The organism is Hymenobacter yonginensis (assembly GCF_027625995.1).
Taxonomy (GTDB): Bacteria; Bacteroidota; Bacteroidia; order Cytophagales; family Hymenobacteraceae; genus Hymenobacter; species Hymenobacter yonginensis.
On the sequence record NZ_CP115396.1, the window covers coordinates 1163479 to 1179652 of the forward strand.

Annotated in this window: 13 protein-coding genes; 4 read left to right on the forward strand and 9 right to left on the reverse strand. The window is 61.3% G+C overall.

The genetic code is table 11. From position 1 onward, the window contains the following. Together O9Z63_RS05015 and O9Z63_RS05020 are read right to left on the reverse strand one after the other, a co-directional pair. Window positions 1-852, reverse strand: a complete 852-nt coding sequence (locus O9Z63_RS05015; protein ID WP_270128235.1) for a transporter — start codon at window positions 850-852, stop codon at window positions 1-3. 172 nt (window positions 853-1024) lie between these two features. Then, window positions 1025-1927 (reverse strand): DUF5996 family protein, encoded by a 903-nt coding sequence (locus O9Z63_RS05020; RefSeq protein ID WP_270128236.1) that lies wholly within the window; start codon window positions 1925-1927, stop codon window positions 1025-1027. Between the two features lie 164 nt (window positions 1928-2091). Here O9Z63_RS05020 and O9Z63_RS05025 point away from each other — a divergent pair, with 164 nt between their 5' ends. Next, window positions 2092-2967: an alpha/beta hydrolase gene (locus O9Z63_RS05025; protein ID WP_270128237.1), complete on the forward strand. Its 876-nt coding sequence runs from the start codon at window positions 2092-2094 to the stop codon at window positions 2965-2967. 221 nt (window positions 2968-3188) lie between these two features. Here the strand turns inward: O9Z63_RS05025 and O9Z63_RS05030 are convergent, their stop codons facing one another. The 7 genes from O9Z63_RS05030 to O9Z63_RS05060 all read right to left on the reverse strand — a co-directional run bounded on the left by O9Z63_RS05030 (window position 3189) and on the right by O9Z63_RS05060 (window position 13444). After that, complete coding sequence (locus O9Z63_RS05030) at window positions 3189-6362, reverse strand: efflux RND transporter permease subunit (RefSeq protein ID WP_270128238.1); 3174 nt, start codon at window positions 6360-6362, stop codon at window positions 3189-3191. A 203-nt stretch (window positions 6363-6565) separates the two neighbouring features. Beyond that, complete coding sequence (locus tag O9Z63_RS05035; protein ID WP_270128239.1) at window positions 6566-7669, reverse strand: efflux RND transporter periplasmic adaptor subunit; 1104 nt, start codon at window positions 7667-7669, stop codon at window positions 6566-6568. A 53-nt stretch (window positions 7670-7722) separates the two neighbouring features. Then, window positions 7723-9009, reverse strand: a complete 1287-nt coding sequence (locus O9Z63_RS05040) for a TolC family protein (RefSeq protein WP_270128240.1) — start codon at window positions 9007-9009, stop codon at window positions 7723-7725. A gap of 241 nt (window positions 9010-9250) precedes the next feature. Further along, complete coding sequence (locus tag O9Z63_RS05045) at window positions 9251-10330, reverse strand: efflux RND transporter periplasmic adaptor subunit (protein ID WP_270128241.1); 1080 nt, start codon at window positions 10328-10330, stop codon at window positions 9251-9253. A gap of 386 nt (window positions 10331-10716) precedes the next feature. Next, on the reverse strand, window positions 10717-12066 hold the full coding sequence (locus O9Z63_RS05050; RefSeq protein WP_270128242.1) for an ATP-binding protein: 1350 nt from the start codon (window positions 12064-12066) through the stop codon (window positions 10717-10719). A gap of 189 nt (window positions 12067-12255) precedes the next feature. Then, window positions 12256-12933 (reverse strand): response regulator, encoded by a 678-nt coding sequence (locus tag O9Z63_RS05055; RefSeq protein ID WP_270128243.1) that lies wholly within the window; start codon window positions 12931-12933, stop codon window positions 12256-12258. 169 nt (window positions 12934-13102) lie between these two features. After that, on the reverse strand, window positions 13103-13444 hold the full coding sequence (locus O9Z63_RS05060) for a tetratricopeptide repeat protein (protein WP_125436548.1): 342 nt from the start codon (window positions 13442-13444) through the stop codon (window positions 13103-13105). Between the two features lie 74 nt (window positions 13445-13518). Between O9Z63_RS05060 and O9Z63_RS05065 the strand changes: the two genes are divergently transcribed. The 3 genes from O9Z63_RS05065 (at window position 13519) to O9Z63_RS05075 (ending at window position 16087) form a co-directional block, all read left to right on the forward strand. Continuing rightward, window positions 13519-14259 carry an electron transfer flavoprotein subunit beta/FixA family protein gene (locus tag O9Z63_RS05065; protein WP_270128244.1) on the forward strand — a complete coding sequence of 247 codons (741 nt, stop codon included), beginning with the start codon at window positions 13519-13521 and terminating at the stop codon, window positions 14257-14259. Window positions 14260-14380: 121 nt separating this feature from the next. Next, the gene (locus O9Z63_RS05070) at window positions 14381-15358 is read left to right on the forward strand and encodes an electron transfer flavoprotein subunit alpha/FixB family protein (protein WP_270128245.1); all 978 of its coding nucleotides are present in this window, start codon (window positions 14381-14383) and stop codon (window positions 15356-15358) included. A 102-nt stretch (window positions 15359-15460) separates the two neighbouring features. Then, window positions 15461-16087 carry a bifunctional nuclease family protein gene (locus O9Z63_RS05075; protein WP_044012883.1) on the forward strand — a complete coding sequence of 209 codons (627 nt, stop codon included), beginning with the start codon at window positions 15461-15463 and terminating at the stop codon, window positions 16085-16087. Window positions 16088-16174 lie beyond the last annotated feature (87 nt).

The following is a 16174-nucleotide window of genomic DNA, read 5'->3' on the forward strand; positions in this document are numbered from 1 at the left end:
TTAGTGCGGTAGCCGTACGCTCAGGCCTGCGCCTACGTAGGGGCCGGCCGGCGCGTAGGTGCTGGTGCCCGGGCCACCGCCCGCCGTCACGTCGAGGCGCAGGCCGGGGGCAGGGCGCCAGTAGAGGCCGCCGGTGAGTCCGGGTTTCCAGCTGGCGGTTTTTTGCCAGGTGGTGTAGGTTTCAGCAAAGAATCCGAAATGCTCACCCAGCGGGCCGTTGAGCGCCACGGTGCCCAGGTACTGGCCCCGGCTGGTGTCGGCGGCCTTGAAGCCGCGCTGCTTGAAGCCCAGGTTGGCTTCCAGCCCGAACCGTTCGCCCAGTTGCTGCGACACCAGCAAGCGGGCCGCGGGCTCGTAGACCTTGTCGGTGAAGGTGGCGGCTCCGGTGCCGGGTAACGTCAGCTCGGCCAGCACCGACACCTGCGAGCGGGTATCCTGGTTGGAGGAAGCCAGCATTTTGGCCCCTACCGTAAGCGGCGCAAACCCGCCAGGCCGACCCACTATGGCACTGCCACCCTCGGTGGCAGGCGCCGGGGCCGGGCCCTGCGGCAGATATTGCTGCTGCACCCGCAGCTCCATCAGCCCGAAGAACCCCACGCGCAGCAGCCCCTGCGAAAAGGAGCGGGGCGCGCCCGCGGCGGATTGCAGTTGTCCTTGGGTGCCCAGCTCAAGCTGCACCTGCCCGGGGCGGAGCATGCTGGTAGTTACGGTTTGCCCGGGGCGGTCGGGGCGAATATTGCGGATGAAGGGCGTGTCGGCATTGCCGACGCTGGGGTCGATGGTTTGGGCCAGGGTGCAGGCGGGGGCAGCGAGCAAAAGCCCGCCGGCGGTCAGCAGAGTGGTCGTACGCATGCCTCCCGACACCCCGCGGCAGCGGAAAGTTCGTCGGCGAGGTACCAACTGCCTAGCTAACCGACGTTTTCGGCGGATAATGCAAGCCCGCCGTGGCAGGTTGCCATTCGGTTCGTGCCGGCGCTATATAGCCGTGTGGCGAACGAATCAGCTTCTTGAAATCTGCCTTCCCTCAGGACTGCCGTTCCAGCGCCGCCCGGTCCCAGCCGGCCAGGGTGGCGCCGGCGGCGTAGGTGCTGTCGAGGAACCCGCGCAGGGCGGCCGCGGGGTCGGGGGCGGTGCGCACGGCTTCGTAGGGTAGCAGGAATTCGCCCAGCTCCGCACTGTAGAAGGCGGCGGCCGGCTGCACCGGGGCCTCGGCGAAGCCGGCCGGGGCGGGGGCGGTGTAGGCGTAGAAGGCGGCCTCCTGCCCATTGCCGCCGGGCCAGAAACCGTGGCTGATGACCTCGTGGGAGTAGGCCTCGCGGGTAATGCCGTCGGCCCCGGGGCGGGCCGGGGCCAGGCGGCCGGAAAAGCGCGTCACGGCCAAATCAAACGAGCCCCAGAAGAAATGCACCGGGCTGCACTTGCCGATGAACCCGGCCCGGAACTGTTCCAGCACCGGCGTAATGAGGGTGAGAACCCGCCAGAACCGCTGGGCTGCTGCGGGGTCGTAGCTGGCGTGCTGCTCGTCCTCGGCAAACGGAATCGGGTTTTCGATTTCCACCGGCACCGGCCAGATGCGCACCTTGATGCCCAACTCGGCCAGCATCCGTTGGACTTCGTGGTAGAAGGCGGCCACGGAGCGGGGCTGCAAGGTCAAGCGCTGCTCGGCCCCGTCGCTGCACCTGATGATGAGCTGGTGGTCGAGGAAGTCGAAGTCCATCTGGAAGCTGCGGCCTTCGTAGGGCATGGCCGAGGTGGTGAGGCCTCGGGCCGAAACGTAGAGCGGCACGTTCCAGAAGTGGTTGACGAGCGGGGTGGTGGCCAGCCGGATTTTGCCTACCACCTGCGTGTACAGATGCAGCGTAGCAAGAGTATCGGCCCAGGCGGCCACGGGCAGGGCGGGCCAGGAGGTGGCGGAGGCGGTAGGCATAGCAGACGGGGTAGCAGGTGAAACGTGCTGATAAAGACGCAACTTAGGCCCGGCGCGTTGGGAAAAGGCCCTTGGTATTTCGGGGCCGCTTGCTTCGAGCCGGCCAGCCTCCGCAACGGGCCGCCACAAATCCGCGTCTGTACCCCCGTATCCATTCCTCTCCTATGAAAAACGTCCTACGCCTGCTGCTGCTCCTGTTGCTGCTGGGTCCCGCCGCCCACGCCGCTACCGTCGATACCGTGGCTATTGCCAGCGCCGCCATGCAGCGCACCTACAAGGCCGCCGTGGCCGTGCCGACCTCCTACGCCAAAAACAAGAAAGCCCGCTACCCGGTGCTCTACCTGCTGCACGGGGCCTACGGCCACTTCTCGGACTGGAGCAGCAAAACGCCCGACAAAACCCTTATCCACCGCCTCGCCGACCAGTACAACCTCATCATTGTGATGCCCGAGGGCGAAACGTTCAGCTTCTACCTCGATTCGCCGGTGAACCCCGGCAGTCAGTTTGAAACCTACATTACCAAGGACGTCATCGGGGCCATCGACCAACGGTACCGCACCGTGGCGCGCAAGGAAGGCCGGGTTATTTCGGGCCTCTCGATGGGCGGGCACGGGGCGCTGTACCTCTCGGGGCGGCACCCCGAGCTGTTTGCGGCGGCTGGCAGCATGAGCGGGGCCCTGGACATGAGCATCACCAACCGCAAGCTGAACCCCCAGGAAGCCCAGCAGCGCCAGAGCCTGTTCAACCCCATCCTTGGCCCCGAAACACCCGCACCCAGCCCGTACAGCGCCAACTCGGTGGTGAACATGGTGGATAAGCTCTACACCAACGGCCTGCCCCTCATCATCGACTGCGGGGTGGACGATTTCCTCATCGAAATCAACCGCGAAGTGCACCGCCGCCTCGTGTACAACCACACCCCCCACGACTACACCGAGCGGCCCGGCGCCCACACCTGGGAGTACTGGCAGAACGCACTGCCCTACCACGTGCAGTTCTTCCAGCAGGTGCTGGAAAAGGGCGGGGTAGCGGTGAAGTAAACAGACGCAATAGTTCGAGTCTTGCCGCGTGCTGATTTGGTAGGCGCAAGAGCAGTTGCTGAACGGTGTAGAGACGCAATATTTTGCGTCTCGTCGTTGAACGACTTGGGAACTGACGGATTAAACAACATCAGCAACGAAGAGACGCAAAATATTGCGTCTCTACATCGTTCTATACAAGTAAAACGCCCGGTCAATGACCGGGCGTTTTGTGTTTCAACCTAATGCGCCAGTACGGCTTGTTGCCGCTCGGGGTGCCGCTCGGGGTGCAGCTGTGGGTCGTCGCCGTAGTGGGTGTGCTCGGCGCGGTAGGCGCGCTCGAAAATCAGCGGGAAGATGAACAGGGTGAGGATGGTGCCGGTGATGAGGCCGCCGATAACCACAATGGCCAGGGGCTTGCTGGTTTCGGAGCCGATGCCGGTGCTCATGGCGGCGGGCATGAGGCCGATGGTGGCCATCAGGGCCGTCATGACGACGGGGCGGACGCGGCTGGTGACGCCCTCGTGGATGCTGCGGTCCAGGCTGAGTTTGCGCACCATGTTCTGCTTGAACACCGATATCAGAATCACCCCGTTCTGGATGCAGATACCGAACAGGGCAATGAACCCGATACCGGCCGAGATGCTGAAGTTGGTGTGGGTGATGAGCAGGGCCGCAATGCCGCCGATGATGGCAAACGGCACGTTCAGGAGCACCAGCCCGGCATCTTTCAGGTTGCCGAACAGAATGAACAGAATGAAGAAGATGAGGGCCAACGACACCGGCACTACCTGCGTGAGGCGCTGGGTGGCGCGGCGCTGGTTTTCAAAGTCGCCGGTCCATTTCATGCTGTAGCCTTTCGGCAGGCTCACCACGGCGTTTACCTTTTTCTGGGCTTCCTCGATGGTGCTGCCCATGTCGCGGCCCCGGATGCTGAACTTCACGGCGGCGAAGCGCTGGTTATCGTCGCGGTAGATGAGGGAGGGGCCGTTGACGTCGCCGATGGTGGCAATTTCGGAGAGGGGAATGGTGGTGCCGTTCTGGGTGGGCACCATGAGGGCGGCAATTTCCTCGGGCGTTTGGCGGAACTGCTCCTGGTAGCGCACCCGGATGGGGAATTTCCGCTCGCCCTCGTACATCTGCGAGGCCTGTTTGCCGCCCACGGCCATTTCCAGCACCGCGTTGGCGTCGGCTTTGCTTACGCCGTACTGGGCCATGCGCTGTTCATCCAAATCCACGTGCAGCTCGGGCTGACCAATGTTGCGCAGCACGCCCAGGTCGTCGATGCCCTTTACCTTTTTGAGGATACCGTACACCTGGCGGGCTTTTTCCTCCATCAGCTTCAGGTCGGTGCCGTAAATCTTCACCGCAATGGAGCCTTTTACGCCCGAGGCGGCTTCCTCCACGTTGTCGGTGATGGGCTGGGAGAAGTTGAAATCCACGCCGGGGAAGCGGTTGAGCTTTTCCTTCATGTGCTCAATCAGGGCTTCGCGCTTGTCCTTGTGCTTCATTTCGGCCTCCACCGCGGGGGTGTGCTTCAGCTGCACCAGAAACTCGTTGTTGTAGAAGCCGGTGGGGTCGGTGCCGTCGTTGGGGCGGCCGGTCTGGCTCACCACGTCGCCCACCTCCGGGAAACTCAGAAACACCCGGCGCATCTCGTTGCAGAGCTTGTTCGACTCATCTAGGCTGATGCTCAGGGGCAGCTGGGCCCGCACGTAGATGGAGCCTTCGTTCAGTTCGGGCAGGAACTCGGAGCCCAGGAAGTGGAACGCGCCCATGCCCAGCACCACGGCCACGGTGGCTACCAGTAAGCTGGCGGTTTTGCGGGCGTAGGTGAAGCGGAAGAACCGCTCGGCCCCGCGGTTGATGCCCCGCACGAAGAAGTTATCCTTCTCCACCACGTTCTTTTTGAGCAGCAGCGAGGTGAGCACCGGCACCAGCGTGAGCGTGAAAATCAGGGCGCCCAGCAGGGCAAAACCCAGCGTCCAGGCCAGGGGCGAGAACACCTTGCCTTCCACCTTCTCGAAGGAGAAAATGGGCAGCAACGCGGTGATGATGATGGCTTTGGAGAAGAAAATGGCCTTGCCCATGTCGCGGCCGGTTTTCTTGATAAGGCCCAGCTTGGCCAGCTTGTTGAAGCGCTCCATACCCATCTTATGGGCCTTATGGTCGAGGGCCACAAAGAGGCCTTCCACCATCACCACGGCCCCGTCGATGATAATGCCGAAGTCAATGGCGCCCATGCTGAGCAGGTTGGCACTCATGCCCTTCAGCCGCAGACAGATGAACGCAAACAGCAAGGCCAGCGGAATAATCACCGACACGATGATGGTGGTGCGCCAGTCGGCCATGAACACGAACACGATAACCGTCACCAGAATAATGCCCTCCAGCAGGTTGTGAATGACCGTTTCGGTGCTGAAGTCGATGAGCTGCTGCCGGTCGTAGAAGGTTTGAATCTTCACGTCGGAGGGCAGAATTTTCTCGTTCAGGTCGGCTACTTTGTCTTTGAGGCGGGCAATGACTTCGGAGGGATTTTCGCCCTTGCGCATCACCACAATGCCTTCCAGCACGTCGTCGTTCAGGCCCCGGCCCACCTTGCCAAACCGCGGCAGCGCCGACTCGTGCACAATGGCCACGTCCTTCACCAGGATGGGCGCCCCGTTCACGTTCTTGATGACGGTGTTGTTGATATCGTTGATGTTGTTGAGCAGGCCAATGCCGCGCACCACGTAGTTCTGTTGGCCCTCGTTTATCACGTCGCCGCCCACGTTGATGTTGCTGCGTTGGATGGCGTTGTAGAGGTCCAAAGGGGTGAGGCCCAGGTCCTGGAGCTTGCCGGGGTTCACACTGATTTCGTAGTCCTTCACCTCGCCGCCGAAGCTGTTTACGTCGGCCACGCCGGGCACGGCTTTGAGGTTGCGCTCCACCACCCAGTCCTGCAGGGTTTTCAGCTCGCGGGTGGTTTTGTCTTTGCTCCTGAGGGTGTAGCGGAAAATCTCGCCGGTGGGGCCGTAGGGCGGCTGCACGTCGGGGTCGGCCCCCTCGGGCAGGTCGGCCTGGCTGAGCAGGTTGTTCACCTGCACCCGGGCAAAGGCATCGTCCACACCATCATCGAAAATCACCTTCACCACCGACAGCCCGAACAGCGTGGTGCTGCGGATGCTGGTTTTCTTCTGCACCGGGTTCAGCGCAATTTCGATGGGGGCCGTCACGAACTTCTCAATCTCCTCGGCCGAGCGGCCGGGCCACTGCGTGATGATGGTAATTTCGGTGTTGGTAACGTCGGGGAAGGCCTCGATGGGCGTATTCCGGTAGCTCATCACCCCGGCCACAATGACCACAAAGGTCATCAGGAACACGAAGCCCCGGTTTTTGAGCGAAAAGGCAATAATGCCCTGGATGAATTTGTTCATGGCTTTTGGAGAAGCTGGAAGGCGGTAACTAGAGCTAGAAAAATGGCAGTGCTAGCCTAGCTCCCCTCCTCAGATGAGGAGGGGCTGGGGGTGGTTGATAATCGGTTGGATAGTTTTTAGCACTAGCTCTAGATGACGGGCTGACGCTCCGGTCAACCACCCCCAACCCCTCCTTTCCAAGGAGGGGAGCTAGCTTTCTAGCTCTAGTCGTTCAGCTCGTCGTACACCAGCAATTGGTTTTGGGCGATGATGTGCTCCCCATCTTTTAGGCCCGACTGCACGTAGCTCACGTCGCCCACGGTTTTGGCGATTTTCACCTCGCGGGTTTCCACGTGGTGCCGGTCCCGGAACACCATCACGAAGTTGCGGTCCTTGTCGAAGACTACGCACTTGGCGGGCACGGCCAGCATCTGCTGATTTTCGGTGTTGAGGACCTTGATCTGGGCGTACATCTCGGGCTTGAGCTGGTAGCCGGGGTTATTGAGCTTCACGCGCACCTTCATCACCTTGCTCTCGGGGTCGAGCACGTTGAACACCTTGTCGATGCGGCCCTGGAAGTGCTTGTCGGGGTAGGAGAGGGTGGTCACGTCGGCCTGGTAGCCCTCCTGCACCTTGCTGATGTCCGACTCAAACACGTTGGCCATGATCCACACGTCGTCGAGGTTGCTCACCGTGAACAGGTTGCCCACGTTGTCGGCGTTGAACTGCATGTGGTCGGTCACGTTCTTCTCCGTGATGAAGCCCGAAATGGGGGCCCGCAGCGTGTAGGTGCCGTCGGCCGATACGCCGTACACGCCCAGCTGCTTGTTGGTTTTGCCCACGTTGCTCTGGGCCTTGCGCAGCTCCTGGCGGGCCAGCGTCACGTCGCGCTCCGAGGCCAGGCCCGATTTGTACTGGTCTTCCAGCACCGAGAGGTTTTTGCGGGCAATATCCAGGTCGGTGCCGGCGGTGCTGTTCTGGTTCTGCAGGTCGGCAATTTCGCCGCTCTTGATGACGGCCAGCACCTGGCCTTTCGTCACATGGTCGCCCAGCTCCACGCTCAGCTGCTCCACCACGCCGCCCACCAGCGGGTACACCTTCACGGTTTTGTCGCCATCGGTGGCAATCTGGCCCGAGAGGTTCAGCTCGTCGCGCACGGGCTCCCGGCGCACCGTGTCAATCTTCAGCTCCCGCAGCATCTGATCCGACATCGAGAAGCCGGCTTCGGCCTTCTGCGGGGCGTCGGTTTCTTCGGATTTCGAGCAGCCCGCCAATCCCAGGGCGAGCGGGAGGGCCAGGGAAGTGGCCAGAGTGGCAAAGCGGATCATTGGGAAAGGGCGTTTGAGGGGAGAAAGAGAAGGTTGGGAAGTCGGCAGCATGATTATTCGGCGTTGAACACCGGGCGGCCCACGGCGTAGTTGAGTTGTTCAAAGGCGCGCACCCGGTTGGCGCGCAGGTTGTTGAGTTGCACCAGGTTGTTCTTGTAGCTCTCGTAGAAATCCAGGAACTCCACGACGGTGAGGTTACGCTTGGCGTAGCTCTCGTCGATGCCCTTCATCAGGCGGTCGAAGTCGGAGGTTTCCCGGTCGGTGCCCTGGTAGAGCTGGTCGTTTTGGCGGGCCAGGCGCCAGGCTTCCTGCACGTCGTTCTGCACCTGCAGCTGCTGCTGGCCCAGCTGGGCCTTGCTCACCTCAATCTGGTTCTGGGCGGTGCGGATGTTGCCCTGGTTGCGGTTGAACAGGGGCACGGCCACGCCCAGCGTGAGGGCGTTGTAGTTCTGAATGTAGTTGCCGGCCCGGTCGTACACGTAGCCCACGGCCAAGTCGGGGGTGGCCAAAGCGCGCTGCAGGCGCAGGTTCTGGGTTTGCTGCTGCACGGCGGCCTGGCGGGCCTTCAGGTCGGCGCGGTTCACCTGGGCCGAGTCGATGAGCTGTGCCTCGGTGCGGTTGGTCAGGCTCAGGGCTTTCAGGCGGTTCTGGTCGGCCTGGGGCAGGTAGTAGGCCCCGGTGGTGTCGCGCATCAGGGTGCGCAAATCGGCTTGCTGGGAGGCAATGTCGTTGAGCAGGGCCTGCCGCTCGTTGCGGAGCTGAAACAGGAAGGCTTTCAGCCGAATCACCTCTTTCAGGGCAATGTTGCCCTTGTCGTACTGGCCCTGGTACAGGCTCACAGTGCGCTGGAAGCTGGCTACTTCCTTGTCGTACACACCCACGCTCTGCTGTTTGAAATACAGGTCGTAGAAGGTGCTGCGGAGCTGGTAGCGCAGGGTGCGCAGCAAATCCTGGAAGGTGAACTGCTCCACCAAAGCATTCTGCTGGGCCACGCTGGCGGCGGCTTTGCGGCGGCCGGCTATGGCAAACAGCTGCTGCACCTGCACAATGGAGTTGCCGGTTTTGGTCACGTCCAGTACCTTGTGGGTGAACTGGTTGTAGGCGTTCTGCTCGATGGAAACCGTGGGGTTGTCCCAGAGCCGGGCTTGCAGAATCTGGGCCTCGGCCGCCGATACGTTGTAGCGCTGGGCCAGCAGATTCAGGTTGTTCTGCACGAACCGCTGTTCGGCATCGGAGAGGGAGAGCCGCACCGTGTCGCCGGCGAGGGGAGCAGCCGCGGCGGGGCGGGTAAAGCTGCCGAGCAGCAGGGCCGCCATCAGCACGAAAACAGAGCGTTGCATAACCGGATTCGGTGGTTGGTTATGCAAGAGTACGCCCCCCGTATTAGGGCTGAATTAGAGGTAGATTAGAAACGGATTAGAGCTGAAAAATTTTCTCAGAAAGGCCATTTTCGACTGATAAACGCAGGTTTCGGTAGCCGGCGCAACGGAAAAAACCGGCTGCTGCGCCAACTCCCGCTCCGAGGTCCACATGGCCCGGGCTACCCACTGCCGCGCCGCCCCGGTCGTTGGTTCGTCGGGCCTAATCATTGAGTTCCTTATAGATAAGCAGTGGGTTGCCGGTGACCACCTGCTCGCCCGGCGTCAGGCCGCTGCGCACGAAACTCACGCCGCCCACCGTGGGGCCGGTTTCCACCGCCCGGGTTTCCACCTTCCCCGATTCCTGCAGCACCAGCGCGTAGCGGTGGCCGTTGGCGAATACCAAGCTGCCGGCCGGCACGGTGGGTAGCTGCTCGGGCAGTGTGCGGGTGAGCTGCACCTGGGTGTACATGCCGGGCTTCAGCAGGTGGCCGGGGTTGGGAAGCCGCACCCGCACTTGCAGGCTCTTGCTGGTAGCGTGCAGTAGGTTGAATACCTTATCAACCTGGCCGGTAAATACCCTATTGGGGTAAGCTAGCGTCCGGATTTCGGCGGGCACGCCCACCCGCACGCCGGCAATGTCGGCCTGGAACACATCGGCCAGCACCCACACTTCATCCAGGTTGGCCAGGGTGAACAGGGCATCCACCTGCCCCGGCTCAAACTGCATACCGGCGCTGACGTGCTTGGCGGTGATGGTGCCCGCCAGCGGGGCCCGCACCACGTACCGCTCCTGCGAGGCTCCCAGCACCGCCTGTTGCTGCTGCACCCGGCTCACCTCGGCCTGGGCCGTGCGCCACGCCGCCCGGGCTTGGGCCAGCTCCCGCTCCGAGGCCATGCCATCGGCGTGCATCGACTCCGTAGCCGCCAGCTCCCGGCGGGCGGTAGCCAGGTTGACGGCGGCCACCTGGGCCTCTTGAGCCAGCCCCGCCACCCGCGTGCTATGCACCACGGCCAGTATCTGGCCCTTGCTCACCTCGTCGCCCAGTGTAACGGGCACCGACTCCACCACGCCGCCGGCCACCGGGTACACGGGGGCGGTGCGGTCGGCATTGGTAACTACCTGCCCGCTGAGCTTCAGCCGGGTTTGCACCGGGGCCAGACGCACGGTATCGGTGGTGAGGTTGGTGAGCTGGGGCGCGGCGGCGGGCGTTACGGCTTCGGCGGCTTCTTCGGAACAGCTGGCCAGGCCCAGGCCGGAGGGTAATAGCAACAGGCTGGCGAAGTGGAATAATCGGGTCATGGGGTAAGCAACACGAGTGAAGTGCAAGCTTACGCCGCCGGTATTAGGACCCGGTTAGAGCCGCATTAGAAACGGATTAGAGCGTGAGTTTTTGATGAATTTTCTTCCGAAGTCTGAGAATAGAGGCCGGAATAAGGAAGGATAGAACGTCATGCAGAGGCGCAGCCGAAGCATCTCGCGTGCTGATGGTGTTGGTTCGTAGGATGGGCAGAACGGTGTAGAGACGCAACACTTTGCGTCTCGTCGTTGAACGGTTGGGACTGCACGCCGCCGCGTAGCTTCAACAACATCGGCAATGGATGAGATGCGCAGTTTAGAAACAACATCAGCAACGACGAGACGCAAAGTGTTGCGTCTCTACATCGTTCAACCAATCAACCTTCTCGCTACAATTCCACCTCCACCACCGTGCCCTGCCCGGTTTGAGAGCTGATGTGTACCTCGCCGCCGTGCAGCTGAATAATTTTGCGGGCCAGTGGCAGCCCCACGCCGTGCCCCACCACATGACGGGCGTTATCGGCCCGGAAAAACGGCTGAAACACCTGCGGCAGGGCTTTTTCGCTGATGCCGATGCCGTAGTCCTGCACCCGGATGTAGCGCCGGCCGGCCCGGTATTCCAGCCGCACTTCCACTGGCTGGTCGGCGGGGGAGTATTTCAGGGCGTTGTCGAACAGGTTGGTGAGGGCCCGGCTCAGCAACTGGCGGTTGCCCAGGATTTCGAGGGCCTCGGCATCCTCCGGCAGCTGCCCGAACGTGAGCTGCACCCGGCGGCGCTGCTCCGGCAGCACTGCTTCCCGGGCTTCGGCCAGCAGCTCATCCAGCCGGATTTCGTCGCGGGCGCCGGTGTTGGTTTGGGTGAGGTCGAGCAGGTTGTTGATGAGTAGCTTCAGCTGCTGCAACTCGTACAGCACCGAGGCCACGCCTTCCCGGTAGGCCGCCGGCTCCCGCTCCCGGTTCAGCAGCACCTGCAGCTCGCCAATAGTGGCCGTGAGGGGCGTGCGCAGCTCGTGCGAGGCATTGCTGACGAAAGTGCGCTGCGTTTCGAATCCGTCTTCGAGCCGCTCCAGCATGCGGTTGAAGGTGCGGGCCAGGCGGGTTATTTCGTCCTGCTCGTGGCTGATACCCTCGCTCACGCGCAGGTGCAGGTCCTGGGTGGTGATGCGGTCCACCTGGTCGTTGACGGCGGCAATGGGGGCCAGGGCCTTGCCCGAAAACACCCGCCCGGCCACGTAAATCACCACCAGGCTCACCACAAAAATGCAGGCCAGAATCATGATCAGGTGTTCCAGCCGTGCCGTGCCGGAGTGGTTCTGAGCGGCGGCCACAATGATGAACTGGCCCTGGTTATCGGTGTAGAACAGCCCGATGGCCTGCCGGTTGCCGAGCGTAAAATACACCTCCTTTTCAGTCAGGATGCGCGTCAGGATGTGGTCGGGAATGGCCACGCGGGTATCCTGCTCGATGAAGCGGGGCTGCAGCTGGTCGTTGTAAATCTGCAGCACCTCGCCGGTGAGGGTGCGCAAATAGCGGCGCTGAAACTCCCGAAACGCCTCGGCCCGCAGCTCGTCCTGCTCTAGAAATACGTAGCCCGTCACCTCGGCCCGGTCGCGCAGGCGCTGGTGAAATTCCTCGTGGGTGTAATCGGCCTGCAGCAGATAAATCGTCGTCATCACCCCCAGCAGAATCACCGCCACCACCCCCACAAACAGCCACGTCAATCGGTTCCGGATGGTCATGGGGGAGTGGTGAGGTGGTGAAGTTGTGAAGTTGTGAAGGGGAGGCAAAGGCCCTAAAAGAACGTCATTCTGAGCGAAGTCGAAGAATCTCTACCGCTTCGTTGCTTCACGACTAAGATTACTATTGCGGTAGAGATTCTTCGACTTCGCCTCCGGCTTCGCTCAGAATGACGTTCCTTTTCTCACTTCTCACTCCTGGGCGCGCAGCACGTAGCCCATGCCCACCACCGTGTGGATGAGCTTGCGAGGGAAGGGCTTGTCGACTTTGTTGCGCAGGTAGTTCACGTACACGTCCACCACGTTGGAGCCGGCGTCGAAGGAGTCTTCCCACACGTCGGCGGCCAGTTCGGCGCGACTGAGCACGCGGCCAGGGTGGCGCAGCAGCAGCTCCAGCAGCCCGAATTCGCGGGCCGTGAGCTTGAGCGGCTGCCCGGCCCGCGTCACGGTTTTGGCCCCCGAGTCCAGCGTCAGGTCCTCGAACTGCAGCACGGCGCTTTTAGCCTGCTGGCCACGGCGGCGGGTGAGGGCCCGCACCCGGGCCACCAATTCCGGAAAATCGAAAGGCTTCACCAGGTAGTCATCGGCCCCGCCGCCGAAGCCGTGCAGCTTGTCCTGGGTGGTGCCCAGGGCCGTGAGCATGAGTACCGGCGTCTGCTGGTCCTGCGCCCGGATGGCTTCCAGCACTTCCAGTCCGCTGAAGTAGGGCAGAATCACATCCAGAATAATCAGCTCGTAGGAGTGGGAGAGGGACAACTGCCGCCCAAACCGCCCATCGTAGGCCACTTCCACCTCAAACCCTTCCTCCTCCAGCCCCCGCTTAATAAACGCCGACACCTTAGGCTCATCTTCAACCAGCAGAATTTTCATGGGAAATGGGGATGGTTGAACAGATAGGTGGGTAAAACTAAGATGCAACAGAACGTCATTCCGAGCTTGCCGAGGAATCTCGCGTGCTGACGTTGAGTTACTATTACAACATCAGCACGCGAGATTCCTCGGCAAGCTCGGAATGACGTTCTAAGTAACTTGTGCCACCTTAGTCCTCGTCCTCGTAATCCAAGCCCAGCAACTGGTTCATGGCTTGCTGGATTTCGCTGGCGGCGTGCAGCTGGCCGGCCTTGCGGGCCACGGTGAGGCCTTTGCGGTAAACTTTTTCCGCTTCTTCCGGCTTTTCCAGCTGTTGCAGCATCTTGCCGGCGTGGTAGTACGTACCCACGTAGTCCGGATGCTCGTCGAGTAGTTTCTGGTAGTACGTCATGGCCTTTTCCGGCTCCGTAACGCGGTATTCGGTGGCCAGCGCGTAGATGGTAAACGCGTCGGTAGGATCATCCTGGTAAAAGGCCAGGAGTTGTTGCAGGCGGCTCGGCGCGGTTTCCATGGGGCGGTAGTTTTGAGTATCTTCGCCCCAAATTTGGCACTTTCTCCTAGTATCTTCCATATAAGCAGCCGTAGATGAAGTTTCTCGTTTGCATCAGCAACGTGCCCGACACGACCACCAAAATCACGTTCACTCCTGATAACAAGGAGTTTAACAAAGCCGGTGTGCAGTTCGTGATTAATCCTTGGGATGAGTATGCACTCACTCGCGCCATTGAGCTGAAAGAAGCTCAGGGTGCTGGCACCGTTACCGTCCTCAACGTAGGCGAAGCCGACACCGAGCCCAACATCCGCAAGGCCTTGGCCATCGGCGCCGACGACGCCATCCGCGTAAACGCCCACCCGAAGGATGCCTTCTTCGTGGCCCAGCAAATCGCCAGCATCGCCAAAGACGGCGGCTACGACGTGATTCTGATGGGTAAGGAAAGCATCGACTACAACGGCTTCCAGGTGCACGGCATGGTGGGCGAGCTGCTCGGCATCCCGACGGTGGCCCCGGCCATGAAGCTGGATATGAGCGGCAACACCGCCACGCTGGAGCGCGAAATCGAAGGCGGCAAGGAAATCGTGGAGGTGAATACGCCTTTCGTGGCTTCCTGCCAGCAGCCGATGTGCGAGCCCCGCATCCCCAACATGCGCGGTATCATGACGGCCCGCACCAAGCCCCTGAAAGTGGTGGAGCCCACCGGCGACGCCGCCCGCACCGAGGTAGCCGCCTTCGCGCTGCCCCCCCAGAAGCAAGGCGTGAAGCTCATCCCCGCCGAAAGCGCCGGCGAGCTGATCAAACTGCTCCGCAACGAAGCCAAGGTTATCTAAAAAGTAGAATGATGAGTGTTGAATTATGTAATGATGAATTGGTCTGGCATTGCTCACGTAGTCTGGCTGCATCATTCGCAAATTCATAATTCAACATTCAGCACTCATAACTCTCTGAAAAATGTCTGTACTAGTAGTTGTTGAATGTGACGGCGGCGAGGTAAAGAAATCCTCGCTGGAAGTAGCTTCCTACGGCAGCCAGGTAGCCCAGATGCTGGGTACCACGGCCACGGCCGTCGCCGTGGGTGAAGCCACCGAAGCCAACCTGGCCAAGCTGGGCGAGCAGGGCATCACCAAGGTGCTGCACGACGCCGAGCCTCGCCTCAAGGATTTCGTGAACGGTGCCTACACCAAGCTGATTGCGGCCGCCGCCCAGAAGGAAGACGCCAAAATCATCGTGTTGGCTAACTCCAACATCGGTGCTTCGGTTGGTTCGCGTCTGTCGATTCGGCTGCAGGCCAGCATTGCCACCAACGTGGTAGAGCTGCCCAAAACCGACGGTGGTTCGTTCACGGTGAAGCGCGGTGCCTTCTCGGGCAAAGCCTTTGCTGATGTGAAGCTGGACGGCGACCGGAAAATCATTGCCGTTAAAAAGAACTCCATCGAAGCGCTGCACCAGGCTGGCAAAACCGCTCAAGTAGAGGCCTTCTCGGCCCAGCTGTCGGATGCCGACTTCGCCGATGCGCCTAAGCAGGTGGTGATGCAGGATCAGGCCGGCGGCATTCTGCTGCCCGAGGCTGACCTCGTGGTATCGGGTGGCCGGGGCATGAAAGGCCCCGAGAACTGGAACCTCATCGAGGATCTGGCGAAGGCCCTGGGCGCGGCTACGGCCTGCTCCAAGCCCGTATCGGACGTGGATTGGCGCCCTCACCACGAGCACGTGGGCCAGACCGGCATCACCGTATCGCCGAACCTGTACATTGCCTGCGGTATTTCGGGTGCCATCCAGCACCTGGCCGGCGTGAACTCGAGCAAGGTGATTGTGGTCATCAACAAAGACCCCGAAGCTCCGTTCTTCAAAGCGGCCGACTACGGCATCGTAGGCGACGTATTTGATGTGCTGCCCAAGCTCACGCAAGCGGTAAAAGAGCTGAACTAATGTGACTGAAATGTGCGAAATGCGGGAATTGTGCTGCGGCCGTTCCCGTATTTCGCACATTTTCACATTCTTCGCATTAGCAAATTCACCAAGACCCTACTTGTGAAAAAAATACCGCTCGAAATCCTGGGCCTCTCGTCCAGCCAGTCGCAGTCGGGTTCCTTTGCCCTCATCCTGGGGGAGAAGACCGGCAACCGACGCCTGCCGATCATCATCGGCATGTTTGAGGCGCAGAGCATTGCCATTCAGATAGAGAAAATTAACCCGAACCGGCCCCTCACGCACGACTTGTTCAAGTCGTTTGCCGAGCAAGTGCACGTGGCCGTCCTGGAAGTGCTGATTTCCGACCTGAAGGAAGGCGTGTTCTACTCCAAGATTGTGTGCTCCGACGGGGCCACCACCTTCGAGCTGGACTCGCGCCCTTCCGATGCCATTGCCATCGGCCTGCGCTTCGGCGTGCCCATCTTTACGGTGGAAAGCGTGCTGAGCGAAGCCGGTATCATTCTGTCGGACCTCGACGAAAACGCTGAAGACTCGGACGACGACGAGGATGATGACGACGAGGACGACACCAACGAAGGCCCGGCCAAGCCGGCTCCCACGCCCCGCGAGCCCAGCGGCCAGGTGTCCTTGGACGAGCTGACTAAGATGCTGGCCCAGGCCCTGGAGCGCGAAGACTACGAGAAAGCCGCCAAAATTCGCGACGAACTCAACAAGCGCGACAGCTAAGCCGCGGCTTGTCTGAAATTAATGAAAGGCCTTCCTGCCCGGGAAGGCCTTTTTCGTTCCTGAAATTTGGCCTGCCAAGATGCGGCT

What these genes read in the sequence shown, in the direction of transcription:
- O9Z63_RS05015 (WP_270128235.1), bottom strand. Translation starts at nt 852, where the DNA reads ATGCGTACGACCACTCTGCTGACCGCCGGCGGGCTTTTGCTCGCTGCC.
- O9Z63_RS05020 (WP_270128236.1), bottom strand. Translation starts at nt 1,927, where the DNA reads ATGCCTACCGCCTCCGCCACCTCCTGGCCCGCCCTGCCCGTGGCCGCC.
- O9Z63_RS05025 (WP_270128237.1), top strand. Translation starts at nt 2,092, where the DNA reads ATGAAAAACGTCCTACGCCTGCTGCTGCTCCTGTTGCTGCTGGGTCCC.
- O9Z63_RS05030 (WP_270128238.1), bottom strand. Translation starts at nt 6,362, where the DNA reads ATGAACAAATTCATCCAGGGCATTATTGCCTTTTCGCTCAAAAACCGG.
- O9Z63_RS05035 (WP_270128239.1), bottom strand. Translation starts at nt 7,669, where the DNA reads ATGATCCGCTTTGCCACTCTGGCCACTTCCCTGGCCCTCCCGCTCGCC.
- O9Z63_RS05040 (WP_270128240.1), bottom strand. Translation starts at nt 9,009, where the DNA reads ATGCAACGCTCTGTTTTCGTGCTGATGGCGGCCCTGCTGCTCGGCAGC.
- O9Z63_RS05045 (WP_270128241.1), bottom strand. Translation starts at nt 10,330, where the DNA reads ATGACCCGATTATTCCACTTCGCCAGCCTGTTGCTATTACCCTCCGGC.
- O9Z63_RS05050 (WP_270128242.1), bottom strand. Translation starts at nt 12,066, where the DNA reads ATGACCATCCGGAACCGATTGACGTGGCTGTTTGTGGGGGTGGTGGCG.
- O9Z63_RS05055 (WP_270128243.1), bottom strand. Translation starts at nt 12,933, where the DNA reads ATGAAAATTCTGCTGGTTGAAGATGAGCCTAAGGTGTCGGCGTTTATT.
- O9Z63_RS05060 (WP_125436548.1), bottom strand. Translation starts at nt 13,444, where the DNA reads ATGGAAACCGCGCCGAGCCGCCTGCAACAACTCCTGGCCTTTTACCAG.
- O9Z63_RS05065 (WP_270128244.1), top strand. Translation starts at nt 13,519, where the DNA reads ATGAAGTTTCTCGTTTGCATCAGCAACGTGCCCGACACGACCACCAAA.
- O9Z63_RS05070 (WP_270128245.1), top strand. Translation starts at nt 14,381, where the DNA reads ATGTCTGTACTAGTAGTTGTTGAATGTGACGGCGGCGAGGTAAAGAAA.